The following is a 26,543-nucleotide window of genomic DNA, read 5'->3' as shown; positions in this document are numbered from 1 at the left end:
CATGCCGAGCCCGCTCCTGTCGCTGCGCGGCATTACCAAGAGCTATGGCCCGGTCGATGCCAATCAGCAGATCGATCTCGACGTCGCTCCACGATCCATCCATGCCATCCTCGGAGAAAACGGGGCTGGCAAGTCGACCCTGATGAAGCTGATTTACGGCGTCGAGCAGCCAGACAGCGGCACCGTCGCCTGGAATGGACAACCCATCAGCCTTGCCTCTCCCGCAGAGGCAAGGCGCGCCGGTATCGGCATGGTTTTCCAGCATTTCTCGCTGTTCGAGAGCCTGACGGTCGTCGAGAACATCCGCCTGATCGTGTCCGGCAAAAAGAGCGAGCTTTCGGAGCGCATTCGCAAGCTCGGGCATGAGTTCAGCCTTGAGGTCGATCCGCGCGCCTACGTCCATTCGCTTTCCGTCGGCGAAAGGCAGCGGGTGGAGATCATTCGATGCCTGATGACCGATCCGAGACTGCTCATCCTTGACGAGCCCACCTCGGTGCTACCGCCGCAGGCGGTGGAAAAGCTGTTCGAAACATTGCGCCGGCTGCGGGACGGTGGCGTGTCCATCCTGTTCATCTCTCACAAGCTGGAAGAGATCCAGTCGCTCTGCGATCGCGCGACGATCCTGCGCGGCGGACGCGTGACCGGTCACGTCGATCCCCGTGAGCATGATGCCCACGAGCTTGCTCGCATGATGATCGGCCGCGACATGCCGGAACCGATGCCGGCGCTGCCTCTGGTCGAAGGTGAAAAGCGCCTGGAACTGGTCGGGCTCGATTACCGGGCGGATCCTTTCGCCGTGCCGCTTTCCAATGTCAGCCTCACCGTGCGCGCCGGCGAAATCCTCGGCATTGCCGGGATTTCGGGAAATGGTCAAAGCGAACTCGCAGCGCTGATTTCTGGTGAAACCCTGTTGCCGCGAGATCAGCGCGACCAGATTTTCATGATGGGCCAGGATGTCGGCACACTCGACTCTGCCGCCCGCCGGCGGCTCGGTTTCGCCTTCGCCCCGGAGGATCGGCTCGGCCGCGGCGCGGTTCCCGAAATGTCGCTTACCCTCAATGGCCTGCTGACCGCCCATCCACTGAAACTCGTCAGGCATGGCCTGCTCGATACCGCAAGGGCGAGAGCCTTCACCGATAACTGCATCCGAGACTTTGACGTGCGCACGCGCGGTCCAGGGGCAGAGGCCGGGTCGCTTTCCGGCGGCAATCTACAGAAATTCATCGTCGGACGCGAAATCATGCTGGCGCCGAAGCTTCTTTTCCTCGCCCAGCCGACCTGGGGCGTCGATATCGGCGCGGCCGCCGCAATCCGCAAGCGGCTCATGAGCCTTCGCAATGAAGGCATGGCGATCCTCGTCATTTCCGAGGAGCTCGAAGAACTGTTCGAACTGAGCGACTTTATACAGGTCCTGCACCATGGCACGCTGAGCCCGCCGCTGGTCACGCGTGACACCAACCCGGAAGAGATCGGCCGATACATGATTGGAGCCCAGCCGCAGCGCCAGAAAGCCACCGCATGAGCAGACCCTTCCTCGCCGCGCTGCCCATTCTGGTCCGCCGGGAGCGGGCATCGCTTGCCGCCACCCTCCTGGCTCCGCCCATAGCCCTCATCGTCACCGTCATTCTCAACCTCGGACTTTACGTCGTCATGGGGCGCGATCCGACTGCGGTCGTCTATGCGATGCTGATCGAGCCCTTCTTCTCGTGGGCGTCGTTTTCGGAAGTGCTGCTGAAGACCGGTCCGCTGCTCCTCATAGCGCAGGGGCTGGCGATCGGCTTCCGTGCCAAGGTCTTCAATATCGGTGCCGAAGGACAATTCGTCCTTGGTGCGATCTTCGCCTCCGCCATTCCGATCTGGTGGCCCGACGCAACCGGCCAATGGATCTGGCCGGCAATGCTGCTGTTCGGTGCGATGGGCGGCGCATTCTGGGCGTCACTCACCGCCTTTTGGCGCGTCAGGCTCAATGCCAACGAAATTCTCGTTTCGCTGATGCTGAGTTTTGTCGCCGTGCAGCTCCTCAATTATCTGCTGCTCGGCCCCTGGAAGGATCCGAACGGCTTCAACTTCCCACAGTCCGTCATGTTCCAATATGACGCGATGGTGCCAATCCTGATCGAGGGAACGCGCGTCAATGTCGCGCTCATCCTCGCCGTTCTCCTCTCGATCGCCGCTTGGGTCTTCATGCAGAAGAGCTTCATCGGCTACAAATTGCAGGTTGGCGGACTGGCGCCGCGCGCGGCAAGCTATGCCGGCTTCCGGGAAAGCTGGGCAATCTGGCTTTCGCTGCTGATCGGTGGAGCTGCAGCCGGTCTTGCCGGTGCAGCCGAAGTCGCCGGCCCTCTCGGCCAGCTGCAACGCTCGATCTCAACCGGATACGGCTATGCGGCGATTATCGTCGCCTATCTCGGCGGTCTGCACCCGATCGGCATCGTAATCTCAGCGGTCGTCATGTCCGCGCTCTACATCGGCGGCGACAACGCCATGGTCTCCGCCAATTTGCCGGTTGCGGCGGTCCGGGTTTTCCAGGGCAGCCTGCTCCTTGCCTATCTGGTGGCCATCGCCTTCGCGCGCTATCGACTTGCCTGGCGGCCTGCAGCGATGAGGAGCCCGACATGAATGCCGTCGAGTTCGTTCTGGCCGGCATGCTGGCGGCTGCGACGCCCTTTCTGCTGGCCGCCCTCGGAGAACTTGTCGCCGAGCGTGCCGGCGTTCTCAACCTCGGCGTCGAGGGGCTGATGGCATTTGGCGCCGTCATCGCCTTCATCATCGTCTTTCATGGCGGCGGCCATTTTCTGGCCTTTCTCGCCGCCGGTCTCGGCGGCGCTCTGTTGTCCCTGGTCTTTGCGGCGGTCGTCCTCGGCTTCAACGCAAACCAGGTCGCAACCGGGCTCGCGATCGGCATTCTCGGACAGGGCCTGTCGGCGCTGTTCGGCAAGACCTATGAGAGCCTGACGGTCAAAGCCCTGCCGAAAATTTCCATTCCCGGTCTCTCCGATATTCCCGTCCTCGGCGGCCTGTTTAGCCAGGATATCGTCGTCTGGCTTTCTCTGCTCGTGACGGTCGCCATCTGGGCGATGTTTGCCTACGGCAAGGTTGGCCTGGTCATCCGCGCCGTCGGCGAAAACCCGAAAGCGGCGCATGCTATCGGCTATCCGGTCATCGCCATCCGCTTCGCCGCGGTCGCGGTCGGTGGCATGATGGCGGGCTTTGCGGGCGCCTATGCAGCGACGATCTACACGCCGCTCTGGGCCGATGGGATGATCGCCGGCCGCGGCTGGATTGCGATTGCTCTGGTGGTCTTCGGAACCTGGCTGACCGGCCGCATCTTTGTGGGCGCATGCCTGTTCGGCGCAGTATCGCTGATGGGGCTTGCCGCCCAGGCAACCGGCCTCGACGTCTCGTCGCAGCTGCTCGCATGCCTGCCCTATCTGGTGACGATCATCGTGCTCGGCATCATTTCGGCGGATCGCCGCCTGCTCAAACTCAACGGCGTCGCCTCGCTCGGCGAGCCGTTCGAGCGATCATGATGACGCCCGTCGGAGCCGATGACAGCTGAGAGCAGCGTCAACTTGCTTTCGGGAAGGCGATCACGAACTGCCGAAGCAGGGCAAGGGATCCCACGTCACTCGAGGTCGGATTTCTTGCGACCCCGCGCTTCAAATTCGACGAGCAGCGACTTGAGTTCGACCTCCCGGACGCGTCGCGCCGCTTCATCCGGGCTGACCCATTCGAGAATACGCTGACCGTGCTCCTTAAAGTCATTGCTGAGTTCGGTCACTTCAATCTGAAACACGTCGACAATGCATGGCGCCACATCGCCGTCGTCAAGTTCTTTCAGATAAGTATAGCGGCCAACAGGTTTCTTCCTCACAGCTCCGCGCACGCCTGCCTCCTCCCAGGCTTCTACCGCCGCCGCTTCGAATGGCTTCTTCCCTTTCATCGGCCACCCCTTCGGTATAACCCAGCGCGCGCGCTCGCGCGACGTGATGACCAGGATTTCGATCTTCGGTCCGCCATTGCAATAGCGAAAACAGAGGGCGCCATACTGTTGGCGGAACGCGCCGGCAAATAACTTCGCAGGAACCGCCGCGAGCTGACGCAGCAATGGCTGAGACTTGTCTGGCCGAGTCTTGCTGCGTCGCTTTATAGGTTTCATGGCGGTCCGGTTTCAATTCATCCCGTGGCCGGGCCTGGTTTCTTGTGGCACTTACTTCTTTCGCTCTCAGCCCGCCGGCGCTTCATTGGCCTGTGGTCCTGGCATTCAGGATTGTCCCGGCAATATCGGCAAAACCAAGTCCCGCGGGCTGGGAGGAGATCCATCTCGGCACATGCTGCAGATGCGGAAGAACAGGAAGGATATTGCCGACGCCGAAAGAGTTTCGGATGAAGCCGAACATCGGCGCATCGTTTCGAGAATCGCCGACGAACGCCGTGACGGATGGCAATTCTACGGGGTCGACCCCGAATAAGCTTGTCAGGACGCGCTCGCTCATGGCGCGTTTGTCATAATCGCCAATCCAGGTGTTGATGTGGATGGAACTGATGGCGACGGTCCCGCCGATTGCCCTGATATCGGATGCCAGATCTTCGACAGCCTGCGCTTCATGACCTTGAATGTCGATTGCCACGTCAGCCAGGCGGAACACCTGGTCGTGAGCGATCTTGAATGTGTCCCCCCTTTCCGAGATCAGTCTTTCGATTGCCTCCAGATGCTGACGTTGACGCTCGCCCTGCGTTGCGCGGCTCTCCCAGAAATCGAAAACAACCTGGCCGCCGCGGCGCGTAACGGCATAAGCACCACTTTCGCCGATGACCGCGGCAACGGGCCAGGCACGGATGATGTGTTCGCACCAGCCGGCTGAACCACCCGTGACCGGCACGACGGCGATGCCGGCCCGGCTGAGTTCCCAAAGGGCGTCATAGGTGCGCGGCAGAAGTTTACCCTCTGTCGTCAGCGTGTCGTCGATATCGGTGAGGAGATAACGCACATGCTGCAATTCATGTGCAGAGGGCGCCAGATTAACGAAGGTCATGTCAAGTCCTCGCCGCAGGTTACCACCTCCATGCTGCTATCGGCGAGCACACTGGCGACGGACGGATCGGCCGGCAGCCGATCCGTGTAAAAGCGGGTTATTTTATTGAAAGGTGCCACGCGCACCGCCGCATGGCGGGTCCACTTGCTGACGTCTGCAGCCAGGAGCCGCGTTTGCGAATTCTCCAGAAGCGCGTTGGTGATCTGCGCCTCGCTATAGCTGAAGTCCATCAGGCCGTTCACCGGGCTCAGCGCACCGGCACCGACGACTGCATAGGTCGCATAGAATTTTTCCACGAATTTGATCACATCGCTGCCCACGACATCGCGATCGTCATGGCGCAGCAGGCCGCCGGTGAGATGGACCTCGACACTCGGTGATTCGCAAAGGGTCAGAGCGACATGGATGTTATTGGTGATAACGGTCAGCCCCTGGTGATCGCGCAACGCCTCTGCCACGAATTGAACCGTGCTGCCGATCCCCAGGAATACCGTCGCATCCGCGCCGATATCGGCGGCGACCCGCTTGGCGATCAGCCGCTTGGCGCGCCGGTTCAGTTGGGCGCGAGCGTTGAGGGAGATATTGCTGCCTTCGACCGGCACACCCACACCGCCGTGAAAGCGGCGGGCGTGCCCGAGATCACACAGGGCGTTGATATCACGGCGGATTGTCTGGGTCGTCAGATCGTACCGGCGCGCCAGATCATCGATATACTGGACACCTTCGGTTTCGATCAGCGCAAGTATTTCGCGTTGTCGGCTCGATATGACCCGCTGGCCCATCGCTATTCCTTACGAGAGATAGACACTTGGGTCGTCTGTTATCACACCGGTCAAGCCGACAGGCCAAAAAGATGCGAGGAGGTTTGGGTCATTGCAGGTCCACGCCCGGACCTTGATCCCCCGCTGCGCCGCCTCCTCGAGGAATCCGACGCTGAGAGACTTGTATCCAAGGTGGACCGTTCCCGCGGGAATGGATTGGAGAACGTCACTCCAGTCATCCGGCAGTTTGCTCCACAGCATCGCAAGCTCGTAACTCGGATCGATTTCGTGCATGCGCCTGAGCGCCGCCGCGTCGAAGCTCGATATCATGATCCTGGTCTGCGGCGCGCGCGCCTTCAGATGTTCGTCAACGGTTTTCACCAGCTGGTCGAGAGAATTGTGATGCGCGTGCTGCTTGATCTCGACATTGGCGTTCAGCCCCAGCTCACCCAATGCGGTCAGGACCTGGGCCAGGGTCGGCAGGGGTTCGCCCTTGAAGCGCGGATCGAACCACGCGCCGGCGTCGATCTTCTGCAGGTCGGATGCGGTGAGATCGCTGAGCTTGCCGGTCGATGACGAACAACGGTCGACCGAGCCGTCGTGGATGACGACCGCGGTTCCATCGCCAAGGAGCGCGACGTCGAGTTCGACCCATTCGGCACCCTGGTCGGCAGCCGCCCGAAAAGCGGCGATCGTGTTTTCGGGCGCGACAGCGGATGCGCCTCGATGTGCTTGAACCTCACTGCGGCCGGGGCCGGATCGCGGTTCTGACTTTAGCATGTCTTTCTCTTTCCTCACTTTTCGACGCTGCAGATGTCGGATCGGGCAATCCGGCCGTTTCAGTCCGTTCGTCGTCCAGTCTTGCTGTTGAAGGGATGTATCTGATCGATCCGCGCGAAGATCTCGATCCCGGCAGTCTCGGCGAAGTCCGGCCGACCCTGAACCGTCAGGACGACCGTCTGCTGGCCCTCCCCCAGTCTGACATGCAGGTGGCTTTCGCCGCCGATCGGCTCGAGCAACTCGACAATGGCGTTCAGACGAACGGAAGGCTCGGCGGGCTTTGATATGAGAAGAGCATCTGGCCTGAGACCGACGATGTCAGTCTCGTCTGGCAATGCCAGGGCATCCCCGGCATCGGCTACACCCAGCACCTCGATCGGCACGAGGTTCATCGGCGGCGAGCCGATGAAACCGGCAACGAACAAACTTGCCGGACGGTCGTATACTTCGACCGGCGTTCCCACTTGTTCGACCAGTCCGCCATTCATGACGACGAGCCTGTCGGCAAGCGTCATCGCCTCGAGCTGGTCATGGGTAACGTAGATGCTGGTGGTCCTCAGCCGGCGCTGCAGCCGGCGTATTTCGACCCGCATCTGGACGCGCAGCTTGGCATCGAGATTGGACAGAGGCTCGTCGAAAAGAAAGGCCGCCGGTTCACGCACGATGGCCCGTCCCATCGCGACGCGCTGGCGCTGTCCGCCCGACAATTCGCGCGGCTTGCGATCCAGCATCGGACCGATTTCGAGGATGTCGGCAGCCTCTTTGACGCGGCGATCGATTTCCGCGCGCGGCGTGCCGCGGTTCTTCAAGCCATATTCAAGGTTTCCGCGCACGGTCATATGCGGATAAAGCGCATAATTCTGGAACACCATGGCGATATCGCGCTCGGCCGGTTCCGCCTTGTTGACGTTGCGGCCGTCGATTTCGACCTGGCCGCCGGTGATCGACTCCAATCCCGCGATCATGCGAAGCAAGGTTGACTTGCCGCAGCCGGAAGGGCCGACGAGCACGATGAATTCGCCGTCTTCGACAGCCAGGCTGATGCCTTTGACGACAGGAACCGAACCATAGTTTTTCTTGACGTCGACGATATTGATCGGGGCCATTTCATTTCTCCGTTTCGACCAGGCCTTTGACGAAAAGGCGTTGCATGGCGACGATGACGAGGACGGGCGGCAACGCGGCCAGGATGACCGCTGCCATGACGAGATTCCAGCGCGGCTCGGCATCGGCGACCGCGGCCATGCGCTGAATGCCCATGACGACGGTGTAGAGACTCTGGTCGGTCGTAACGATGAGCGGCCACAGATACTGGTTCCAGCCGAGCACGAACAGGATGATGAACAAGGCTGCGATGTTGGTCACCGACAGCGGCAACAGGATATCGCGGAAGAATTTCAGCGGCCCTGCGCCATCGACGCGCGCAGCCTCCATCAACTCATCGGGCACGGTGAGGAAGAACTGACGAAACAGGAAGGTCGCGGTTGCGGATGCGATCAGCGGAATGATGAGCCCGCCATAATTGTTCAGCATTCCGAGATCGGCGACCACCTTGTAGGTCGGCACGATGCGCACCTCGACCGGTAACATCAGGGTGATGAAGATCATCCAGAAGGCGAGCGTGCGAAAAGGAAATCGAAAATAGACGATGGCGAAGGCGGAAAGGATGGAAATGGCAATCTTTCCAACGGCCACACCGACGGCCATGATCAACGAATTGAGCAGCATCGGCCCGATAGGCGGGGCGCCGGAACTCGTCATCCCCGATGACAGCATGGTCGAATAGTTCTCGATGATGTGTGGTCCCGGCATCAGCGGCACCACGCCGGACAGAAAGTCATTGGGGCCGTGGCTCGAAGCTATGAAGGCGATGTAGACCGGGAAGATCACGATCGTGACGCCGAGGATGAGGACGAGGTGAGCCAGGAAATTCAGGAACGGACGATTTTCAACCACCTTTGACGCTCCTCAATATTGCACGCGGCGTTCGACGAAGCGGAACTGGACCGCGGTAAGAGCAACAACGATGACCATGAGTATGACCGACTGCGCTGCAGAGGAGCCCAGGTTGAGGCCGATGAAACCGTCGAAGTAAACCTTGTAGACGAGAATTTCGGTAGCGCGCGCCGGTCCGCCTTGCGTCGTCGCATGAACGATGCCGAAGGTATCGAACATTGCGTAAACGATGTTGATGACGACCAGATAGAAAGTTGTCGGCGAGATCAACGGGAATACGATCGTCCAGAAGCGCTTCACCGGCCCGGCTCCGTCGATGGCGCCGGCCTCCTGGAGCGAGCGCGGCACGGATTGCAGCGCGGCCAGGAAAAACAGAAAATTATAGGAAATTTGCTTCCAGGTGGCGGCGATCACGATCAGGACCATCGCATTATCCGGGTTGATCAGATGGTTCCAACTGATCCCCATGCTGCGAAGCGTATAAGCGACGATGCCGATCGACGGGTTGAACATGAACCACCAGAGTATGCCGGCAATCGCAGGCGCCACCGCGTAAGGCCAGATCAGCAAGGTCGAATAGATGCGCGACGTCCGCAGCACACGCATGGCGGCGGCGGCCAGAGTGAGCGCAATCATCGTCGACAGGACCGTCACCGAGACGGCGAAGACCAGCGTGTGGCCGAAGGCATCCATATAGAGCGGGTCGGCGAAGAGCCGGCGATAATTCTGGAACCAGACGAAGTTCGTTTTGAAACCGAACGCGTCCTGGCGAAGGAATGATTGCCAAAAGGCGGTTGCGGCCGGCCAGAGGAAGAAGACGACGGTGATCAGAAGCTGGGGAGCGATAAGCAGATAAGGCAAAACCTTATTGGGAAAGACGGTCCGTTTCGTTTGCATGGGCCCTCACAGAATGACGGAGAAGGCAGGGGCGCCGGTTTTGCCGCCCCTGCCTTGAGCCCTTAATTGGCAGCTTCGAAATCGCGAAGCTGCTGATTGCCGCGTGCGACGACGGAATCAACCGCTTCCTTCGCGGTCTTCTTTCCGCCCAGCAATGCCGCGAATTCGTCATCGATGATGCCGCGGACCTGCACGTAGTTGCCGAACCGGATGCCCTTGGAATTTTCGGTCGGCGTCACGCGTGTCAACTGCTTGATACCGACATCTGCGCCGGGATTCTTTTCGTAATATCCCTGCTCCTGGCTCAGCTTATAGGCAGCCTCGGTGATCGGAAGATACCCTGAGAACTGATGCCAGTCGGCCTGAACTTCCGGCTTCTGCAGATAGGTGTAGAATTTTGCCACACCCTTATATTCTTCCTCCGGGCGCCCCTTCAGCGTCCAGAGTGTGGCGCCGCCGATGATCGAGTTGAGCGGCTGCTTGATGACGTCGTCATAATAGGGAAGCGGCGCAAAACCGACTTTGAAAGCTTTGGCGTTGTTGATGACGCCGGCCCGGCCGGCGGACGAGTTCATGTACATCGCGCATTCCTGAGAGTAGAACATCGGAGGCGCGTTATCGCCGCCGACCGGTCCGCCGAATTTGAAGAGCCCCTCGTCCTGCCATTTCTTAAGATTCCCCCAATGGCGGATCGTCAGGTCATTGTTGAAGGTGAATTCCGCATCCAGACCGCCGAAACCGTTGGCCTTGGTGGAGTAAGGCTTATCGTGCAGGGCATTGAGATTTTCGGTCTGGATCCAGGAGATCCAGCCGCTGGTGAAGCCGCACTTGGCAGCGCCTGACTTGATGATCGTGCGCGAGAAGGCTTCCACCTCAGCCCAGGTCTTTGGCGGCGTCTCGGGATCGAGCCCGGCCTTCTTGAAGACATCCTTATTGTAATACAGGATCGGCGTGGACGAATTGAAGGGCAGAGACAGGACGTTGCCGCTGGTGTCGGAGTAGTAGCCGACGACGGGCGCAATGAACTTGTTCTGGTCCCAGGGCTCGCCTTCGTCCTTCATCAGTTCATAAACGGGATAAATGGCGCCCTGTGCCGCCATCATGGTGCCGGTGCCGACTTCGTAGACCTGGACGATGGCGGGCTGTTGGTTGGCGCGGAACGCAGCAATGGCGCCCGTCAGGGTTTCGTCGTAATTGCCCTTGAAAACCGGAACGATTTCATAATCGGACTGCGATGCGTTGAAGCCCTTGGCAATTTGCTCCAGCTTCGCGCCGTTCTCACCGCCCATCGCATGCCACCACTGGATCTTCGTGGCAGCCATCGCCGGAACGGACAAGGACAGGCAGGTCAATCCTGCGGACAGGAAAAAAGCGATCTTGTTCATGGTCTCTCCCATTTTCTCTCGGTCCGCAGCCTCCCGCTCCAGACGCGGGGATGGTAGCAGCCGAGTTTCACTTTACAACAACCGAATGTTCAAATGAACATATTGAGCGCTCTAAGGCCGGAGGCGAACAGCCCCTCCGGGCTCAAAGCGTGATTGGCAGCACGGATTTCGCCGTCAGCCGCTCGGATGTCCAAATACAATGTTCAAATGAACGTCTTATGTCAGTTGGAGCAGAATTATCGTTCTGTCGAGGCCGCAGAAATCTGCCGCCGCGCCAGGTGCCGCCCACGTCAAGGCAAAATGGCCGCTGTGGCGAAATACACGAGTAGAAATATGCAACGAGCCTGCCAAGCGTTCAGCGCCGCCTCCATAACCGCTTCGCTGCATTGGAATGCGCGTCGCTGACAGCCAGAGACCTTCAAAAAACATGGGCCAAGCGGCTCCGCATCCGTGCAAACGCGCTTAGCCAGCTTCCCCTTTACGACTGCCTCAGACGGCTTGAACATGAGCTTTAACCCGCTGCCTTTTTCTTTGCAGTTTCCGACATACATTAAATGCTATGTACGTTCCGCCGATTGGCACGCGGGGATTGAGGTGTTGGCGATGGCAACCGCCAATCTTCACTTTATTGTTTTTGCTGCTTTCAGCTTGGAGCTTCGGCGCACCGTCGGCGTCTGACCGCACGTCTGTCGTCCTCAAGGTGAACGGCGCCATTGGGCCTGCTATAGCTGACTACGTGGTACGAGGCATTCAGCGTGCTGGCGAACGTGAAGCGGTCTTGATCGTCCTGCAGATGGATACACCAGGTGGCCTTGACACCTCCATGCGGGAAATCATTCGCGCGATCCTTGCCTCGCCGGTGCCTGTCGCGAGCTTCGTCGCGCCAAGCGGGGCACGGGCTGCCAGCGCCGGCACCTATATTCTCTACGCAAGCCACATAGCGGTAATGGCGCCTGGCACCAATCTCGGCGCGGCGACACCAATCGCGCTCGGCGTCAAGCCTTTGGGCGGTGATGAGGAACCCGAAAAGAAGCCGAACGAACCTAGCGGCAAGCAGCCGGCAGCTCCAGGAAATGCCCTCGAAGCAAAAGCCGTCAACGATGCCGTCGCTTACATTCGCGGGCTTGCGGAATTGCGCAATCGCAACGCCGACTGGGCAGAGCGTGCTGTCCGCGAAGCTGCGAGCCTTTCATCCACCGCGGCAGTGCGCGAACATGCGATCGATTTCATGGCAGTCGATGTCACCGATCTCCTTGCAAAGGCACAGGGGCACGTGGTGCGGGTCGGTCAAACGGACGTGCGGCTCGATACCGTCGGATTGGCCGTGCAGGAATTCGAGCCTGACTGGCGCACGCGGCTGCTGTCCGTCATTACCGATCCGAACATCGCAATCATCCTGATGATGGTCGGCATCTATGGCCTGATCTTCGAATTTCTCGCACCCGGGACAATGCTTCCTGGCACGATCGGCGGCATCTGCCTCCTCCTCGGTCTTTATGCCCTGGCATTGCTGCCGGTGAGTTTTGCCGGCCTTGGGCTTATTTTGCTCGGCGTAGGATTGACTGTGGCTGAGGCCCATTCGCCAAGCCTCGGGGCTTTTGGCATTGGCGGCGGGGTAGCCGTGATCCTGGGAGCAACCATATTGTTTGATACCGATATACCCGGCCTGGAGGTGTCGCGCCCCCTACTAGCCGCAATTGCAGTTGCGACTCTTGCCTTCAGCCTTGTCGTTGCTCGCCTGGCATTCACCTCGCGCTTGCGCCAGGTTGCCACTGGCGCAGAGGAGATGATTGGCATTTCCGGTAAAGTTGAGAGTTGGACGGGGCTCAGCGGGTACGTCATTGCGCATGGCGAACGCTGGAAGGCGATTTCCGCCGAACCCCTTGTTGCTGGTGACCCTGTCAGAGTGACCGGCCGCAACGGGCTGGCGCTCGAGGTCGCCAGCCGTCCTAAGGACACTTGACGACACTCAGGAAGCAGGAGGAGAAGTCATGGATATGTTTACAGATCTTGCCTTCTATTTGGTGGCCATTTTCATTTTGGTCGCCGTCCTCGCATCCGCGGTTAAGATCCTGAGGGAATATGAACGCGGCGTCGTGTTCACTCTCGGCCGCTTTACCGGCGTCAAGGGACCCGGCTTGATTCTGCTCGTGCCTTATGTCCAGCAAATGATCCGGGTCGACTTGCGCACGCGCGTACTCGATGTGCCTAGCCAGGACGTCATCTCACATGACAATGTCTCGGTGCGTGTCAGCGCGGTAATCTATTTCAGGGTTATCGACCCAGAGAAGTCGACGATACAGGTCGAGGATTTCATGATGGCAACAAGCCAGCTTGCCCAGACAACGTTGCGCTCGGTGCTCGGCAAGCACGATCTCGATGAAATGCTGGCAGAACGTGACAGGCTCAACTCGGATATTCAGGAAATCCTTGATACTCAGACCGACGCTTGGGGAATTAAAGTGGCCACCGTCGAGATCAAACATGTGGATATCAACGAGTCGATGATACGTGCGATCGCCCGCCAAGCGGAAGCCGAACGCGAACGCCGCGCAAAGGTCATCAATGCCGAGGGCGAACAGCAAGCTGCAGCGAAGCTACTGGAAGCGGCGGAAATTCTGGCCAAACAGCCCGAGGCGATGCAACTTCGTTACCTGAGCACTTTGAACGTCATCGCCAGCGAGAAGGCTTCGACGATTTTATTTCCCTTCCCGATGGAGTTGGGCAATCTGATGGCCATTAAGCCAAAGTGATCGAACGGCACTTGCGTTGATTGATCCAGGCATGGATTTCAACCTCGGAGCAAATGAGGCCACGAGAAAAACAGTCGGCCACGGTTGCAGGATCAGCTCGAAGAACAATTCGGGGGAGAGCGGCACAGCCATCGATGATAAGAAGCTGGCAGGTCTGGCTGAACGCAGCCACTCGTGGTCTTGGCAGCTCGACTCAGATGTGCAAAGCGCTTCCCAAAGCTTTCAGCGCCGCTTCCATGAGCGCTTCGCTGCGGGTAGGATGAGCGTGGATGGTGCCGGCGATGTCCTCCAGGCGCGCACCCATCTCGATCGCCAGGGCAAAAGCCGCCGAGAGCTCGGAGACGCCGGCTCCCACCGCCTGTAGGCCGAGAACAAGATTGGTGTCGGCGCGGGCGACGACGCGCACGAAGCCCTCCTCAGAGACCATCGTCATCGCCCGCCCGTTGGCGCTGAACGGAAATTGGGCGGTGCGGATCTCATATCCTTGCGCGCGCGCCTCCGCCGGCGACAGGCCGACGCTGACGATCTCAGGATCGGTAAAGCAGATGGCGGGAATGCATCTTTTATCCCAGGCCCGCTTCTTCCCCGCAATGATCTCCGCCACCATCTCCCCTTGCGCCATCGCCCGATGCGCCAACATCGGCTCGCCGGTGACATCGCCGATCGCATAGATGCCGCGCATCGAGGTGCGGCAACGATCGTCGATCCTCAGATACGGACCGGCGCGGTCGAGCTCGAGCTCCTCAAGACCGGAACCTGCCGTTCGGGGGCGGCGGCCGACAGTGACAAGGATGCGATCCGCCGGCAGTGTCTCACGCCGGCCGTCTGAGGTTTCAACGATCAATGCCTCGCCATCATAGGCAAGACCTATCGCCTTTGCACCCGTCAGCACTCGGATGCCGCTCTCGGTCAGCTTGCGCATGACGGGACGCACCAACTCTGCATCATAGAGCGGCAGCACCTGCGGCGTCGCCTCGACGACGGTTACCTCCGAGCCCATTTTCGAAAAGGCCATCCCGAGTTCGAGCCCGATATAACCGCCGCCGACCACGACGAGCCTTTTCGGCAGTTCAATCAGCGACAGCGCCTCGGTCGAGGAAATGACGCGGCCGCCGAAAGGCAGATTTGTCAACTCCACCGGATCGGAACCGGTGGCGATCACCACGGTCTCGGCGCGGATGACCTGCTGGCCGGTTTCGGTCTCCACCTCCACCGTCTTGCCGTCACGGAAGTGGGCGCGGCCATGGACGATCTTCACCCGCGCCTTCTGTAACAAACCCGAAACGCCGCCTGTGAGCCGGCCGACAATGCCGTCCTTCCAGGCGATCGTCCTTGCGAGATCGATCGAGGCGCCTTCGACGCGGATGCCCATCGGGTTCTTGCCAGCCAGCATTTTCCGCGTGGCGTCGAATTCTTCGGCCGCATGGATCAGCGCCTTGGAGGGAATGCAGCCGACCGTCAGGCAGGTGCCGCCCGGCTTGCCCGCTTCGACGATGACGGTATCGATGCCGAGCTGTCCGGCGCGGATGGCACAGACGTAGCCGCCCGGACCGGCGCCGATGACGAGGAGCTTGCAGACAATCTCTTTCATGGTCAGCCTTCGATGAAAATGAGCGCCGGCGTTTCGATGAGCGTGCGGATGCGCTGGACGAAGGTCGCCGCGTCCCAGCCATCAATGATGCGGTGGTCGAAGCTGGAGGAGAGGTTCATCATCTTGCGCGGCACGAACTGCGTGCCGTCCCAGACCGGCCGTGTGGCGATCTTGTTGACGCCGATGATCGCCACCTCGGGATGATTGATGACGGGCGTCGAAACGATGCCGCCGAGCGCGCCGAGCGAGCTGATGGTGATGGTGGAGCCGGAAAGCTCGTCGCGCGTCGCGGTGCCCGAACGCGCCGCATCCGCCAGCCGGGCCATCTCGGCGGCGCAATCCCAGATGCCGCGCGCTTCCGCATGCCGCACGACAGGCACGGTCAGACCGGCCTGCGTCTGCGTGGCGATGCCGATATGCACGGCGCTATAGCGCGTGATGATGCCGGCATCGTCGTCGAAAGTGGCGTTGACCTCAGGCTGCTCGGCAATGGCTTTCACCAGCGCCCGCATCAGGAAGGGCAGTACCGTCAGCTTCGGATGGCCTTCCCGGCGGTCGCCGTTCATGGTGGCGCGCAGCTCCTCCAGCGCGCTCATATCAATCTCCTCCACATAGGTGATGTGGGGAATGCGCGAGGTGGAAAGCACCATCTTTTCCGCGATGCGCCGCCGCAGTCCGGTGAGCTTGATCTCCTCGGTCGCTGTCTTCTTGACGGATCCGCCCTTGACGAGTGCAGGAGCGGCCCCTTGCACCAGGAATTGCTCGACATCTTCGCGCAGGATGCGTCCGGCCGGCCCGCTCCCCTGCACCTGCCTGAGATCGACGCCGCTTTCTCTGGCAAAGAGCCGAACGGAAGGGGCAGCAAGCGGTTTTTCGACGGGCGGGGCGGCGGCAGCCGGGGCAGCGGAGACCGGCGCTGCCGGGACGGGCCTCGCGATTTCCGGTTTGACCACTTCGGCGGTCGGCGCCTGCGATATCCGCACCGGTTGGGCTTCGCCGGCACCTTCCGCCGTTTCGATCCGCACCAGCGGCGCCTTGACCGCGATGCGGTCTCCGATACTGCCCGCGAGCCAGATGACAGTGCCATCGACGGGAGAGGGAATTTCGACTGTGGCTTTGTCGGTCATGACCGCGGCGATCACCATGTCCTCGCGGACGGGATCTCCCGGCCTCACATGCAATTCCACCAGTTCGGCCTCGGCGACCCCTTCCCCGACATCGGGCATCTTGATAATGAATTCGCCCATGGCTCAGGCCTCCATGACTTCGGCAAGCGCCCGCCCGACCCGGCCTGGACCAGGGAAATAGTCCCATTCCTGCGCATGCGGATAAGGCGTGTCCCAGCCTGCGACGCGCACGACCGGCGCTTCGAGATGGTAGAAGCAATGTTCCTGCACCAGGGATACGACTTCGGCGCCGAAGCCCGACGTCAAGGTCGCCTCATGGACGACGACGCAGCGCCCGGTTTTGGTGACCGATTTGACGATCGTATCGAGATCGAGCGGCAGCAGGCTTCTCAAATCGATCACCTCGGCATCGATGCCGGCATCCTCGGCCGCCGCCAGCGCCACATGCACCATCGTGCCATAGGCAATGACAGTCACTGCCGATCCCTCCCGCCGCACCTCGGCCTTGCCGATCGGGATCGTGTAATGGCCGTCGGGCACCTCGCCGAGATCGTGTTTCGACCAAGGCGTCACCGGCCGCTCGTGGTGGCCGTCGAAGGGGCCGTTATAGAGCCGCTTCGGCTCCAGGTACATGACAGGATCGGGGTCTTCGATCGCCGCGATCAACAGGCCTTTGGCGTCATAGGGATTGGAAGGCACGATCACCTTCAATCCGCAGACATGGGTGAAGAGCGCTTCCGGGCTCTGGCTGTGGGTCTGGCCGCCGAAGATGCCGCCGCCCGTTGGCATACGCACGACGATCGGGCAGGTGAAATCGCCGTTGGAACGGTAGCGGATGCGGGCCGCTTCCTGCGTCAACTGGTCATAGGCGGGATACATGTAATCGGCGAACTGGATCTCGACACAGGGCTTCAGTCCGTAGGCGGCCATGCCGATTGCCGTGCCGACGATGCCGGATTCGCTGATCGGCGTATCGAAGCAACGCGTCCTGCCATATTTTGCCTGCAGTCCCTGGGTGCAGCGGAAGACCCCGCCGAAATAGCCGACGTCCTCGCCGAAGACCACGACATTGTCGTCCTTCGCCATCGAGACGTCCATAGCGCTGCGCACGGCCTCGATCATCGTCATCCTGGCCATGTCAGTACCCCGCCTTCTGTCGCTGGCGGCGAATATGCGCCGGCATCTCGGCATAAACGCCCTCAAAAATGTCGCGCACCGAAGGCCTGCCGCCGGCATGCAGCGTGCCATGCGCCTCGGCCTGGCGCTGCGCCTCGATCACCTCGTCCATGATTTCGGCTTCGGCCTGCACATGCCGCTCCTCCGACCATACGCCCTTGACGATCAGATGTTTCTTCAGCCGCAGCACGGGATCGCCGAGCGGCCAAGCTTCCGATTCAGTCTTCGGCCGATAGGCGCTCGGATCGTCGGAGGTCGAATGTGCGCCGACGCGGTAGGTGACATGTTCGATCAGCGTCGGCCCGAGATTGCGCCGGGCGCGTTCGGCCGCCCAGCGGGCGACGGCATGGACGGCGAGATAATCGTTGCCGTCGACCCTGAGCGCCGGAATGCCGAAGCCGAGGCCGCGGGCGGCAAAGGTGCCGGAGCCGCCGCGGGCAATTCCCTGGAAGGTGGAGATCGCCCACTGATTGTTGACGATGTTGAGGATCACCGGCGCCTTGTAGGTCGAGGCGAAGACGAGCGCCGAATGGAAGTCCGATTCCGCCGTCGAGCCGTCGCCGATCCAGGCCGCGGCAATGCGGCTGTCGTTCTTGATGGCCGAGGCCATCGCCCAGCCGACGGCCTGCACATATTGGGTGGCGAGATTGCCCGAAATGGTGAAGAAGCCATGCTCCTTGGAAGAATACATGATCGGCAGCTGCCGGCCGTGCAGCGGATCGCTCTCGTTCGAGTAGATCTGGTTCATCATCTCGACCATCGGATAGTCGTCGGCGATCAAGAGACCCGCCTGGCGATAGGTCGGGAAATTCATATCGCCCTTGTTGAGCGCCTTGCGAAAGGCGCAGCTGACGGCTTCCTCGCCGAGATGCTGCATGTAGAAGGACGTCTTGCCTTGGCGCTGCGCCATCAGCATACGGGCATCGAAGGCGCGCAGCTTCATCATGTTGCGAAGCCCGGTCAGCAGCTCCTCATCGGAGAGCGATCCCGCCCAGGGGCCGACGGCCTCGCCGTCACGGTTCAAGACGCGAATGATCGAATAGGCGAGATCGCGGATATCCTCGGATGCGACATCGACCTCCGGCCGCGGAACGGATCCGGCCTTGGCGATCTTGACATTGGAAAAATCGGGCTGGCCGCCGGGGCGGACGGCGGGTTCGGGGACGTGCAGGCTCAGATGAGCGGAATCCACCATGTTTTTGCTTTCCTCCCTTAGCCGGCCCTGCCTCCCTCCCCGGAAGCGGCCGGATGTCATTCCTACAGATTGCGGGCAATCACCATGCGCTGCACATCGCTCGTTCCCTCATAGATCTGGCAGATGCGCACATCGCGATAGATGCGTTCGACCGGGTAATCGGCCATGTAGCCGTAGCCGCCGTGGATCTGGATCGCATGGGAGCAGACCCGTTCGGCCATCTCCGAGGCAAAGAGCTTCGCCATCGACGCTTCCGACAGGCAGGGCAGTCCCGTTTCCCGAAGAGACGCGGCGTGAAAGACAAGCTGTCGCGCCGCCTCGATCTGAACCGCCATGTCCGCGAGGCGGAAGGCCACAGCCTGATGCTCAAAAATCGGTCGGCCGAAAGTCGTGCGCTCCTTGGCGTAATCACGCGCCGCCTCGAAGGCCGCCCGCGCCATGCCGACCGCCTGCGCCGCGATGCCGATCCGCCCGCCCTCGAGATTGGCGAGCGCGATGCGATAGCCTTCACCCTCCGCGCCCAGCCTCAAATCCTCAGAAATGCGCATTGCGTTGAACGCGATCTGGCAGGTATCGGTGGAATGCAGGCCGAGTTTTTCCTCGACGCGGATTACCTCGTAACCCGGCGTCTCCGTCGGTACGATGAAGGCGGTGATGCCTTTCTTGCCGGCGTCGGGATCGGTGACGGCAAAGACGATGATGACATCGCCGTTCTTGCCCGAAGTGATGAACTGCTTGGCGCCGTCGAGCACGTAGTCGTTGCCGTCACGCCGCGCCCGGGTCTTCAGGTTCGAGGCATCGGAACCGGCCTGTGGCTCGGTGAGCGCAAAGCCGCCGATCCATTCGCCGGTCGCAAGCTTCGGCAGGAAGCGCTGCCGCTGCTCCTCGGTGCCGAATTTCAGGATCGGCACGCAACCGACGGAACTGTGCACGCTCATGATCGTCGAACAGGGTCCGTCGCCCGCGGCAATCTCCTCAAGTGCCGCGGCATAGGCGAGGACACCCGTATCCGAGCCGCCATAGGCTTCCGGTACCAGCATGCCGAGCAGCCCGAGTTCGCCCATCTCCCTCAGTTCCTCTCGCGGAAAGAGGTGCTCCCGGTCGCGTTTGGCCGCCCCCGGCGCCAGCCGGTCGCGGGCGAAATCGCGGGCGAGATCCGAAATCTGCTGCTGGAGTTCGGAAAGGATCATATGGCTTCTCCCTTCCCGCTAATGCCGTTCGATGGCGACGGCCGTCGCCTCGCCGCCGCCGATGCAAAGTGCCGCCATGCCACGCTTCAGGTCGTAGCGCTCCATTGCTGCAAGCAGCGTCACCAGAATCCGGGCTCCCGATGCGCCGATCGGATGGCCGAGCGCGCAGGCGCCGCCATGCACATTGACCTTTTCATGCGGCAGGTCGAGGTCGCGCATCGCCGCCATGGCGACGACGGCGAAAGCCTCGTTGATTTCGAAGAGGTCGACGTCCGGAAGCGCCAGGCCGGTCCGATCCGAGAGCTTCTGCAACGCGCCGATCGGCGCGGTAGCGAAAAGATTAGGCGCCTGTGAATGTGTGGCATGGCCGAGGATCGTAGCAACGGGTTCGAGTCCGCGATGCTCCGCCTCGGAGCGGCGCATCAGCACGAGCGCTGCCGCGCCGTCGGAGATCGAGCTGGAATTTGCCGCGGTCACCGTGCCGTCGTCTCGGAAGGCGGGCTTCAGGGTCGGGATCTTGTCGAGCTTCGCCCTGCCCGGCTGTTCGTCGCGGCTCGCCACCTGCACGGCTTTCCCCGACCTGACCGTGACCGGCACGATCTCGCTTTCAAAACTGCCCTGCGCGATCGCCTTCTGCGCCCGCGTCAAAGAAGCGATAGCGTAACTATCCTGCGCCTCGCGCGTGAACTGATAGGCCTCGGCGCAATCCTCCGCGAAGCTGCCCATCAAGCGCCCCTTGTCATAAGCATCCTCCAGCCCGTCGAGGAACATGTGATCCACGACACGCCCATGGCCGAGCCTGTAGCCACCACGGGCCTTGTCAAGGAGATAGGGCGCGTTTGTCATGCTTTCCATGCCGCCTGCGACCGCGATCGAAGCGCTGCCGGCGGCGATCAGGTCGTGTGCAATCATGACCGCCTTCATGCCCGAACCGCACATCTTGTTGACGGTGCTCGCCCCTGTCGCGAAGGGCAGGCCGGCGCCGATCGCCGCCTGGCGCGCCGGCGCCTGGCCAAGGCCTGCCGGCAGGACGCAGCCGAAGACGACCTCCTCGATCGCCTCGGCCGCAACGCGGCTGCGCTCAAGTGCGGCGCGGATCGCCGTTGCTCCAAGCTCCGGCGCTGTCGCCTCCTTCAGCTCTCCCTGGAAGCTGCCGATCGGCGTGCGCGCCGCACCGACGATGACGATAGGGTCCTGCAATGCCATCTTTCCTCCTTGGGCCAGACGCTCAACGCGCGCCCATCCGCAATGCGCCGTCGAGGCGGATGACCTCGCCGTTCAGCATGTTGTTTTCAAAGATATGGCGCACCAGCGCAGCAAATTCCGCCGGCCGGCCGAGCCGCGGCGGAAAGGGCACGCTCTGGCTGAGTGCTGCCTGAACCTCCGCCGGCATGCCCGCCATCATCGGCGTCTCGAAGATGCCGGGCGCAATCGACACGACGCGGATGCCGTGACGGGCGAGCTCGCGGGCAATCGGCAAGGTCATCGCCGCCACCCCACCCTTGGAGGCGGCATAGGCCGCCTGGCCGATCTGGCCGTCGAAGGCGGCAACCGAGGCCGTATTGACGATCACGCCGCGTTCGCCTTCGCCATCCGGCTCCGCAGTTTGGATCGCGGCGGCGGCAAGCCGGATCATGTTGAAGGTGCCGATAAGATTGATGCCGACGGTGCGCGCGAAACTCTCCACGCGGTGTGGCCCATCACGGCCGATCACCTTTTCGGCCGGCGCCACCCCGGCGCAATTGATCAGACCGCGCAGGCTGCCGAAAGCTTCGACAGCCCCCGCGACCACGGCTGCTCCCGCCTCGCCATCGCTCACATCGGCCTTGACGAAGCGGGCATCGCTGCCGAACTGCCGAGCGATACCCTCGCCCGCCTCAATATTGAGATCGGCGATCGTCACGCGCCCGCCGGCCTCGACGAGCATGCGTGCCGTCGCCGCACCCAAGCCGGAGCCGCCTCCCGTCACGATGAAACTTGCGCCGCGGATCAGCATGGATCTCTTCTCCTCGCCGCCGGCCATCCTCCAGAAATTGCCGGCAGGCAGGATTCTATTCGCTCTACCTATTGCAAGCGATGACAGAACTGCTCCATTATTTCGGCCAGTTTTGCCATAGCGGAGTTAGGATGGCCGAGATCGAGCGACGCATGATCGCACCGGGCTTCGTCGAGGAGGCGCTCGACAGCCTGCGGAGGCTCGGCAAGCCGACGGCGCCAATCCTTGCGCGGGTCGGCCTGCCGGCGGTCGTCGATCAGCCGGTGTCTGCCGAGACCTATGGCGGGCTCTGGCTGACGATCGCCGCCGAGCTCGACGACGAATTCTTCGGCATGGGCGGCCGACCGATGCGCAGCGGTAGCTTCACGCTGCTCTGCCACTGCGTGCTGCACGCGCCGACGCTGGGCCATGCACTACGCCGGGCGCTGCGCTTTCTCGATGTCGTGCTCGACGATCCCAGAGGGAGGCTCGTCATCCGCGAGGGCCTGGCGGAGGTCGAGCTCAGGGACACCGGCAGCCCGCGCTCGGCCTTCGCTTACCGCACCTACTGGATCATCCTCCACGGCATCACCTGCTGGCTGGTCGGCCGCCGTATCCCGATCCGGCTCGTCGATTTCCGCTGCGCCGAGCCGAAGCAAGGCGCTGACTACCGGCTTTTCTTCGGCGCACCGGTGCGCTTCTCGCAACCGATCAGCCGGCTCGGTTTCGACAGCGCCATGCTTGACCTGCCGATCTCACGCAGCGAACAGGCGCTAAAGCAGTTCCTGCGTGGCGCGCCCGCGAATATTCTGGTTCGATACCGCTACGATGCCGGCGTCGCCGCCGCCGTCCGCCGGCGCTTAGGCCAGGCGACGCCAGTCATGTGGCGCAGCTTCGCCGAACTCGCCGCCGATATGCGCACGCGGCCTTCGACGTTGCGCCACCGCCTGCACGACGAGGGACAAAGCTATGCCGCGATCAAGGACGACATCCGCCGGGACCTCGCTGTCGAGCTACTGCTGAATACCTCGAAAACGATCGGCGAGATCGCCGTGCAGCTCGGCTATTCCGAACCCAGCGCCTTCTTTCGGGCCTTCCGGAAATGGATGGGCAAAAGCCCCGAGGCTTTCCGACGAGAGGAAGCGGAGAATTCAACCTAGATCAGTCGAAACGCTTAACCCCACCCGACTGACTTCGCGCCTTCGAGAACATGGCGGCAATCTTCATCATAAAGGATTTGCTGAAGCGACCGAGGACCTGTTGATGAGGCTCGATGTACCAGGAGTGCTCGACGATGTCGTAATTGTATTCGTCAACGACGATCCAGCTCTGCTTGAGATCTCCAAGACCGCCCCGTCGGCGCTCGATATCGGGAATTTCCAGGGCAACCCTCCCCGGCTGCGGTGGCTGTGTGGTAATTGCCAGCAGGACGAGGTGCGTATTTCCATCACTGGCACTGCTGATTGCAATCACGACACAGACCGGCCGCTGTTTTCGTCCCTCAGTCTCGCCACGTTGCTGCTGCCATACCCAGAGATAGGGATAGATTATCAGCTCGCCAGGACGAAACTCATGGCTCATCGTCGTAGCCTTCGCCCTTTGCCAGCCGCTCAATCGCATCACCAAACAACTCGGCATGCGCGCCCGGCATCTCCGAGGCGGCATGGGCGCGGCGCGGATCTGTGCCACTGCGCAGGCGCTCATAATGCTCATAACTCATCAGCACAAAACGTGGCTTATTGTGGCGGGTAAGAACGACCGGTTCGCGGCTCGCTGCATCGGTGACGTCACCGACCTGTTTGTTGAGATCACCCGTCGTGAACTGTCGCATCGAATAGTATCTCCTACTTGATATCCATATATTCCATGTTTTCCATCTTTTCCAGAAAAGTTCTCATACGCTTCATTCGCAGGCACTTTGAACCTGTCGCAACCCGCGCTACATATTTCAGCGGGAGGAGTGCTATGTTTGATTTTTCGCTCGGCGAAACCGCGGACGCGATCCGCGAAACGACGGCGCGATTTGCCGCCGATCATATTGCTCCGCTGGCTGCGGAGATCGACGAAAGCAATACGTTTCCGCGTCAACTCTGGCCGCAGATGGGCGCACTCGGCCTGCACGGCATCACCGTCGAGGAAGAGTTCGGCGGCGCCGGTCTCGGCTATCTCGACCATGTCGTCGCGATGGAGGAGGTCTCGCGCGCCTCGGCTTCCGTCGGCTTGAGCTACGGCGCCCACTCCAATCTCTGCGTCAACCAGATCCGCCGCTGGGCCTCATCTGAGCAGAAACGCCGTCATCTGCCGAAGCTGATCTCCGGTGAACATGTCGGCTCGCTCGCCATGTCGGAAGTGGGCTCCGGTTCCGATGTCGTCTCGATGCGGCTGCGTGCCGAGAAAAAGGGCGACCGCTATATTCTGAACGGCACGAAGTTCTGGATTACCAATGCTCCGCATGCCGACGTGCTCGTCGTCTATGCCAAAACCGATCCGGCGGCCGGCCCGAAAGGCATTTCCGCCTTCGTCATCGAAAAGGGCCTGACCGGCTTCAGCGTTTCCAAGAAGCTTTCCAAGCTCGGCATGCGCGGCAGCGATACGGCCGAACTGGTCTTTCAGGATTGCGAGGTGCCGGCCGAGGCGCTGATGGGCCGGGAGGGAGAAGGCGTGAAAATCCTGATGTCCGGCCTCGATTACGAACGCGCCGTGCTTGCCGGCGGCCCGCTCGGCATCATGCAGGCCTGCCTCGATGTCGTGCTGCCCTATGTGCGGGAGCGCAAGCAGTTCGGCAAGGCAATCGGCGATTTCCAGCTGATGCAGGGCAAGATCGCCGACATGTATGTCGCGCTGAATTCGGCGCGCGCCTATGTCTATTCCGTCGCCCGCGCCTGCGATGCCGGCCGCGCGACGCGCACCGATGCGGCCGCCGCGATCCTCTTTGCAAGCGAGAACGCGGTGAAGGTGTCGCTGGAGGCGATCCAGGCGCTTGGCGGCGCCGGCTATACCAAGGAATGGCCGGTCGAGCGCTTCCTGCGCGACGCCAAGCTCTACGATATCGGCGCAGGCACCAACGAGATTCGCCGCTATCTGATCGGGCGGGAGCTCATCGCATCATGACGGTGATTTCGACTGCGATCGATCGCGACAGCGAAAGCTTCAAAGCCAATACCGCCAAGAACAAAGCCCTCATCGACGAACTCTACGCGCGTTCGGCGAAAGCGCGCGAGGGCGGATCGCAGACGGCGCGCGAGCGCCATACCGGCAAGGGCAAGCTCCTGCCGCGCGACCGCATTCAGCTCCTGCTCGATGTCGGCAGCCCTTTCCTGGAGATCGGCACGCTGGCGGCCAACGGCATGTATGGCGACGAGGCGCCTGGCGCCGGCATCATATCAGGCGTCGGCCGCGTTTCCGGCCGTGAGGTGATGATCGTCGCCAATGACGCGACGGTGAAGGGCGGGGCCTATTTCCCGATGACGGTGAAGAAACATCTCAGGGCGCAGGAGATCGCCCTGCAGAACCGGCTGCCCTGCCTCTATCTGGTCGATAGCGGCGGCGCCAATCTTCCGCATCAGGCCGAGGTCTTCCCCGACCGCGACCATTTCGGCGCGATCTTCTACAATCAGGCGCAGATGTCGGCCGAAGGCATTCCGCAGATCGCCTGCGTGATGGGAAGCTGCACGGCCGGCGGCGCCTATGTGCCGGCCATGTCTGATGAAACCGTCATCGTGCGCAATCAGGGCACGATCTTCCTCGCAGGGCCCCCTCTGGTCAAAGCCGCAACCGGCGAGATCATCTCGGCCGAAGAGCTCGGCGGCGCCGAGACCCATGGCCGCCGCTCCGGCGTTGTCGATCATGTCGCCGAAAATGATGAGCACGCGCTGCTTCTCGTGCGCGATATCGTCGCCAGCCTCAACAGCGTCAAATCGGTCGATATCGACATCCAGCCTCCGCGGCCGCCGAAGCTCGATGCCGACGATCTCCTCGGCCTCATTCCCGATGACGTGCGTTCGCCCTATGACGTGCGCGAGGTGATCGGCCGGATCATCGACGGCTCGGAACTGCACGAGTTCAAACCACTCTACGGCACGACGCTCATCTGCGGCTTCGCCCGCATCTGGGGCATGCCGGTCGCCGTCATCGCCAATAACGGCGTGCTCTTTTCCGAAAGCGCGCTGAAGGGCGCGCATTTCATCGAGCTCGCCTGCCAGCGCCGGGTGCCGCTGCTGTTCCTGCAGAATATTTCCGGTTTCATGGTCGGCGGCCGCTATGAGGCCGGCGGCATCGCCAAGGACGGGGCAAAGCTGGTGACGGCGGTTGCGACAGCGACCGTGCCGAAGGTCACCGTCATCATCGGCGGCAGTTTCGGCGCGGGCAATTACGGCATGTGCGGCCGCGCCTATCGCCCGCGTTTCCTCTTCACCTGGCCGAACAGCCGCATCAGCGTCATGGGCGGTGAACAGGCCGCCTCCGTGCTCGCCACCATCCGCCGCGACGCGCTGGAGGCGCGCGGAGAGAATTGGTCTGTCGAAGAAGAGGAGGCTTTCAAGGCGCCGATCCGCGCCGGCTACGAGGCCGAGGGCAATCCCTATTATGCCACGGCCCGCCTCTGGGACGACGGCATCATCGATCCCAAACAGACGCGCGAAGTACTCGGCCTTGCATTTTCCGCCTGCCTGAATGCGCCGATCCCAAAAGGGCCGCGCTTTGGGCTGTTTCGGATGTGAGGC

26 protein-coding genes are annotated in these 26,543 nt (G+C 61.6%); 9 read left to right on the top strand and 17 right to left on the bottom strand.

Going from position 1 to position 26,543, the window contains the following annotated elements; all coding sequences use genetic code 11:
• Position 1 precedes the first annotated feature (1 nt).
• The 3 genes from J2J98_RS28170 to J2J98_RS28160 are packed head-to-tail and all read left to right on the top strand — an operon-like array spanning position 2 to position 3,530.
• A complete protein-coding gene (locus J2J98_RS28170; RefSeq protein WP_207604127.1) occupies positions 2 to 1,522 on the top strand; it encodes an ABC transporter ATP-binding protein in 1,521 nt (506 codons plus the stop codon).
• Positions 1,519 to 2,619 carry an ABC transporter permease gene (locus J2J98_RS28165; protein WP_207604126.1) on the top strand — a complete coding sequence of 367 codons (1,101 nt, stop codon included), beginning with the start codon at positions 1,519 to 1,521 and terminating at the stop codon, positions 2,617 to 2,619. Before J2J98_RS28170 ends, J2J98_RS28165 begins: the two co-directional genes overlap by 4 nt.
• Complete coding sequence (locus tag J2J98_RS28160; protein WP_207604125.1) at positions 2,616 to 3,530, top strand: ABC transporter permease; 915 nt, start codon at positions 2,616 to 2,618, stop codon at positions 3,528 to 3,530. The genes J2J98_RS28165 and J2J98_RS28160 overlap by 4 nt, the downstream gene beginning before the upstream one ends.
• A 95-nt stretch (positions 3,531 to 3,625) precedes the next feature.
• Here J2J98_RS28160 and J2J98_RS28155 read toward each other — a convergent pair whose 3' ends face one another.
• The 8 genes from J2J98_RS28155 to ugpB form a co-directional block, all read right to left on the bottom strand.
• Complete coding sequence (locus J2J98_RS28155; protein ID WP_207604124.1) at positions 3,626 to 4,159, bottom strand: NUDIX hydrolase; 534 nt, start codon at positions 4,157 to 4,159, stop codon at positions 3,626 to 3,628.
• Positions 4,160 to 4,241: 82 nt separating this feature from the next.
• Complete coding sequence (locus J2J98_RS28150; protein WP_207604123.1) at positions 4,242 to 5,036, bottom strand: HAD-IIB family hydrolase; 795 nt, start codon at positions 5,034 to 5,036, stop codon at positions 4,242 to 4,244.
• A complete protein-coding gene (locus tag J2J98_RS28145) occupies positions 5,033 to 5,818 on the bottom strand; it encodes a DeoR/GlpR family DNA-binding transcription regulator (protein ID WP_207604122.1) in 786 nt (261 codons plus the stop codon). Before J2J98_RS28145 ends, J2J98_RS28150 begins: the two co-directional genes overlap by 4 nt.
• A gap of 9 nt (positions 5,819 to 5,827) precedes the next feature.
• Positions 5,828 to 6,577, bottom strand: coding sequence for a glycerophosphoryl diester phosphodiesterase (locus J2J98_RS28140; RefSeq protein WP_207604121.1), 750 nt, complete (start codon positions 6,575 to 6,577; stop codon positions 5,828 to 5,830).
• A 59-nt stretch (positions 6,578 to 6,636) separates the two neighbouring features.
• Positions 6,637 to 7,683 carry a sn-glycerol-3-phosphate ABC transporter ATP-binding protein UgpC gene (ugpC, locus tag J2J98_RS28135; RefSeq protein WP_207604120.1) on the bottom strand — a complete coding sequence of 349 codons (1,047 nt, stop codon included), beginning with the start codon at positions 7,681 to 7,683 and terminating at the stop codon, positions 6,637 to 6,639.
• Between the two features lies 1 nt (position 7,684).
• Entirely contained in the window at positions 7,685 to 8,533 is an 849-nt protein-coding gene (gene ugpE, locus J2J98_RS28130) for a sn-glycerol-3-phosphate ABC transporter permease UgpE (protein ID WP_064709422.1), read from the bottom strand.
• Between the two features lie 12 nt (positions 8,534 to 8,545).
• Complete coding sequence (gene ugpA / locus J2J98_RS28125) at positions 8,546 to 9,430, bottom strand: sn-glycerol-3-phosphate ABC transporter permease UgpA (RefSeq protein WP_207604119.1); 885 nt, start codon at positions 9,428 to 9,430, stop codon at positions 8,546 to 8,548.
• Positions 9,431 to 9,492: 62 nt separating this feature from the next.
• Positions 9,493 to 10,815 (bottom strand): sn-glycerol-3-phosphate ABC transporter substrate-binding protein UgpB, encoded by a 1,323-nt coding sequence (ugpB, locus tag J2J98_RS28120; RefSeq protein WP_207604118.1) that lies wholly within the window; start codon positions 10,813 to 10,815, stop codon positions 9,493 to 9,495.
• 504 nt (positions 10,816 to 11,319) lie between these two features.
• On the opposite strand from ugpB, the gene J2J98_RS30610 reads away from it, so the two are divergent.
• From J2J98_RS30610 to J2J98_RS28110, 3 genes are read left to right on the top strand one after another with little or no spacing between them, the layout of a single operon-like run.
• The gene (locus J2J98_RS30610; RefSeq protein WP_246569497.1) at positions 11,320 to 11,493 is read left to right on the top strand and encodes a hypothetical protein; all 174 of its coding nucleotides are present in this window, start codon (positions 11,320 to 11,322) and stop codon (positions 11,491 to 11,493) included.
• A complete protein-coding gene (locus tag J2J98_RS28115; RefSeq protein ID WP_246569491.1) occupies positions 11,450 to 12,778 on the top strand; it encodes an NfeD family protein in 1,329 nt (442 codons plus the stop codon). The genes J2J98_RS30610 and J2J98_RS28115 overlap by 44 nt, the downstream gene beginning before the upstream one ends.
• Before the next feature lie 28 nt (positions 12,779 to 12,806).
• Positions 12,807 to 13,568 carry a slipin family protein gene (locus tag J2J98_RS28110; RefSeq protein ID WP_064695215.1) on the top strand — a complete coding sequence of 254 codons (762 nt, stop codon included), beginning with the start codon at positions 12,807 to 12,809 and terminating at the stop codon, positions 13,566 to 13,568.
• Positions 13,569 to 13,761: 193 nt separating this feature from the next.
• On the opposite strand, the gene lpdA is transcribed toward J2J98_RS28110, so the two are convergent.
• The 7 genes from lpdA to J2J98_RS28075 all read right to left on the bottom strand — a co-directional run bounded on the left by lpdA (position 13,762) and on the right by J2J98_RS28075 (position 21,843).
• Positions 13,762 to 15,159, bottom strand: a complete 1,398-nt coding sequence (lpdA, locus tag J2J98_RS28105; RefSeq protein WP_207604116.1) for a dihydrolipoyl dehydrogenase — start codon at positions 15,157 to 15,159, stop codon at positions 13,762 to 13,764.
• A 2-nt stretch (positions 15,160 to 15,161) separates the two neighbouring features.
• Entirely contained in the window at positions 15,162 to 16,406 is a 1,245-nt protein-coding gene (locus J2J98_RS28100) for a dihydrolipoamide acetyltransferase family protein (RefSeq protein ID WP_207604115.1), read from the bottom strand.
• Between the two features lie 3 nt (positions 16,407 to 16,409).
• Positions 16,410 to 17,423, bottom strand: coding sequence for an alpha-ketoacid dehydrogenase subunit beta (locus J2J98_RS28095; RefSeq protein WP_207604114.1), 1,014 nt, complete (start codon positions 17,421 to 17,423; stop codon positions 16,410 to 16,412).
• A 1-nt stretch (position 17,424) separates the two neighbouring features.
• Complete coding sequence (locus J2J98_RS28090) at positions 17,425 to 18,657, bottom strand: 3-methyl-2-oxobutanoate dehydrogenase (2-methylpropanoyl-transferring) subunit alpha (RefSeq protein WP_207604113.1); 1,233 nt, start codon at positions 18,655 to 18,657, stop codon at positions 17,425 to 17,427.
• Positions 18,658 to 18,719: 62 nt separating this feature from the next.
• On the bottom strand, positions 18,720 to 19,847 hold the full coding sequence (locus tag J2J98_RS28085; RefSeq protein WP_207604112.1) for an acyl-CoA dehydrogenase family protein: 1,128 nt from the start codon (positions 19,845 to 19,847) through the stop codon (positions 18,720 to 18,722).
• A gap of 18 nt (positions 19,848 to 19,865) precedes the next feature.
• A complete protein-coding gene (locus J2J98_RS28080) occupies positions 19,866 to 21,053 on the bottom strand; it encodes an acetyl-CoA C-acyltransferase (protein ID WP_207604111.1) in 1,188 nt (395 codons plus the stop codon).
• Positions 21,054 to 21,075: 22 nt separating this feature from the next.
• Positions 21,076 to 21,843 (bottom strand): SDR family NAD(P)-dependent oxidoreductase, encoded by a 768-nt coding sequence (locus tag J2J98_RS28075; RefSeq protein WP_207604110.1) that lies wholly within the window; start codon positions 21,841 to 21,843, stop codon positions 21,076 to 21,078.
• A 131-nt stretch (positions 21,844 to 21,974) separates the two neighbouring features.
• Here J2J98_RS28075 and J2J98_RS28070 point away from each other — a divergent pair, with 131 nt between their 5' ends.
• Positions 21,975 to 22,982 carry an AraC family transcriptional regulator gene (locus J2J98_RS28070; protein WP_207604109.1) on the top strand — a complete coding sequence of 336 codons (1,008 nt, stop codon included), beginning with the start codon at positions 21,975 to 21,977 and terminating at the stop codon, positions 22,980 to 22,982.
• A gap of 1 nt (position 22,983) precedes the next feature.
• Here J2J98_RS28070 and J2J98_RS28065 read toward each other — a convergent pair whose 3' ends face one another.
• Both J2J98_RS28065 and J2J98_RS28060 read right to left on the bottom strand, forming a co-directional pair.
• Positions 22,984 to 23,403 carry a hypothetical protein gene (locus J2J98_RS28065; protein ID WP_207604108.1) on the bottom strand — a complete coding sequence of 140 codons (420 nt, stop codon included), beginning with the start codon at positions 23,401 to 23,403 and terminating at the stop codon, positions 22,984 to 22,986.
• Positions 23,393 to 23,653 (bottom strand): type II toxin-antitoxin system Phd/YefM family antitoxin, encoded by a 261-nt coding sequence (locus tag J2J98_RS28060; protein WP_207604107.1) that lies wholly within the window; start codon positions 23,651 to 23,653, stop codon positions 23,393 to 23,395. Before J2J98_RS28060 ends, J2J98_RS28065 begins: the two co-directional genes overlap by 11 nt.
• Before the next feature lie 134 nt (positions 23,654 to 23,787).
• On the opposite strand from J2J98_RS28060, the gene J2J98_RS28055 reads away from it, so the two are divergent.
• Together J2J98_RS28055 and J2J98_RS28050 are read left to right on the top strand one after the other, a co-directional pair.
• Positions 23,788 to 24,933, top strand: a complete 1,146-nt coding sequence (locus J2J98_RS28055; protein ID WP_207604106.1) for an isovaleryl-CoA dehydrogenase — start codon at positions 23,788 to 23,790, stop codon at positions 24,931 to 24,933.
• Positions 24,930 to 26,540, top strand: coding sequence for a carboxyl transferase domain-containing protein (locus J2J98_RS28050; protein WP_138396071.1), 1,611 nt, complete (start codon positions 24,930 to 24,932; stop codon positions 26,538 to 26,540). Before J2J98_RS28055 ends, J2J98_RS28050 begins: the two co-directional genes overlap by 4 nt.
• The last annotated feature ends 3 nt before the right edge of the window (positions 26,541 to 26,543 follow it).

The organism is Rhizobium bangladeshense (assembly GCF_017357245.1).
GTDB lineage: Bacteria > Pseudomonadota > Alphaproteobacteria > Rhizobiales > Rhizobiaceae > Rhizobium > Rhizobium bangladeshense.
The sequence above is the reverse complement of the archived record's forward strand: the minus strand, read 5'-3'. Positions and strand labels throughout refer to the sequence as shown.

What these genes read in the sequence shown, in the direction of transcription:
- J2J98_RS28170 (WP_207604127.1), top strand. Translation starts at nt 2, where the DNA reads ATGCCGAGCCCGCTCCTGTCGCTGCGCGGCATTACCAAGAGCTATGGC.
- J2J98_RS28165 (WP_207604126.1), top strand. Translation starts at nt 1,519, where the DNA reads ATGAGCAGACCCTTCCTCGCCGCGCTGCCCATTCTGGTCCGCCGGGAG.
- J2J98_RS28160 (WP_207604125.1), top strand. Translation starts at nt 2,616, where the DNA reads ATGAATGCCGTCGAGTTCGTTCTGGCCGGCATGCTGGCGGCTGCGACG.
- J2J98_RS28155 (WP_207604124.1), bottom strand. Translation starts at nt 4,159, where the DNA reads ATGAAACCTATAAAGCGACGCAGCAAGACTCGGCCAGACAAGTCTCAG.
- J2J98_RS28150 (WP_207604123.1), bottom strand. Translation starts at nt 5,036, where the DNA reads ATGACCTTCGTTAATCTGGCGCCCTCTGCACATGAATTGCAGCATGTG.
- J2J98_RS28145 (WP_207604122.1), bottom strand. Translation starts at nt 5,818, where the DNA reads ATGGGCCAGCGGGTCATATCGAGCCGACAACGCGAAATACTTGCGCTG.
- J2J98_RS28140 (WP_207604121.1), bottom strand. Translation starts at nt 6,577, where the DNA reads ATGCTAAAGTCAGAACCGCGATCCGGCCCCGGCCGCAGTGAGGTTCAA.
- ugpC (WP_207604120.1), bottom strand. Translation starts at nt 7,683, where the DNA reads ATGGCCCCGATCAATATCGTCGACGTCAAGAAAAACTATGGTTCGGTT.
- ugpA (WP_207604119.1), bottom strand. Translation starts at nt 9,430, where the DNA reads ATGCAAACGAAACGGACCGTCTTTCCCAATAAGGTTTTGCCTTATCTG.
- ugpB (WP_207604118.1), bottom strand. Translation starts at nt 10,815, where the DNA reads ATGAACAAGATCGCTTTTTTCCTGTCCGCAGGATTGACCTGCCTGTCC.
- J2J98_RS30610 (WP_246569497.1), top strand. Translation starts at nt 11,320, where the DNA reads ATGAGCTTTAACCCGCTGCCTTTTTCTTTGCAGTTTCCGACATACATT.
- J2J98_RS28110 (WP_064695215.1), top strand. Translation starts at nt 12,807, where the DNA reads ATGGATATGTTTACAGATCTTGCCTTCTATTTGGTGGCCATTTTCATT.
- lpdA (WP_207604116.1), bottom strand. Translation starts at nt 15,159, where the DNA reads ATGAAAGAGATTGTCTGCAAGCTCCTCGTCATCGGCGCCGGTCCGGGC.
- J2J98_RS28100 (WP_207604115.1), bottom strand. Translation starts at nt 16,406, where the DNA reads ATGGGCGAATTCATTATCAAGATGCCCGATGTCGGGGAAGGGGTCGCC.
- J2J98_RS28095 (WP_207604114.1), bottom strand. Translation starts at nt 17,423, where the DNA reads ATGGCCAGGATGACGATGATCGAGGCCGTGCGCAGCGCTATGGACGTC.
- J2J98_RS28090 (WP_207604113.1), bottom strand. Translation starts at nt 18,657, where the DNA reads ATGGTGGATTCCGCTCATCTGAGCCTGCACGTCCCCGAACCCGCCGTC.
- J2J98_RS28085 (WP_207604112.1), bottom strand. Translation starts at nt 19,847, where the DNA reads ATGATCCTTTCCGAACTCCAGCAGCAGATTTCGGATCTCGCCCGCGAT.
- J2J98_RS28080 (WP_207604111.1), bottom strand. Translation starts at nt 21,053, where the DNA reads ATGGCATTGCAGGACCCTATCGTCATCGTCGGTGCGGCGCGCACGCCG.
- J2J98_RS28075 (WP_207604110.1), bottom strand. Translation starts at nt 21,843, where the DNA reads ATGCTGATCCGCGGCGCAAGTTTCATCGTGACGGGAGGCGGCTCCGGC.
- J2J98_RS28070 (WP_207604109.1), top strand. Translation starts at nt 21,975, where the DNA reads ATGGCCGAGATCGAGCGACGCATGATCGCACCGGGCTTCGTCGAGGAG.
- J2J98_RS28065 (WP_207604108.1), bottom strand. Translation starts at nt 23,403, where the DNA reads ATGAGCCATGAGTTTCGTCCTGGCGAGCTGATAATCTATCCCTATCTC.
- J2J98_RS28060 (WP_207604107.1), bottom strand. Translation starts at nt 23,653, where the DNA reads ATGCGACAGTTCACGACGGGTGATCTCAACAAACAGGTCGGTGACGTC.
- J2J98_RS28055 (WP_207604106.1), top strand. Translation starts at nt 23,788, where the DNA reads ATGTTTGATTTTTCGCTCGGCGAAACCGCGGACGCGATCCGCGAAACG.
- J2J98_RS28050 (WP_138396071.1), top strand. Translation starts at nt 24,930, where the DNA reads ATGACGGTGATTTCGACTGCGATCGATCGCGACAGCGAAAGCTTCAAA.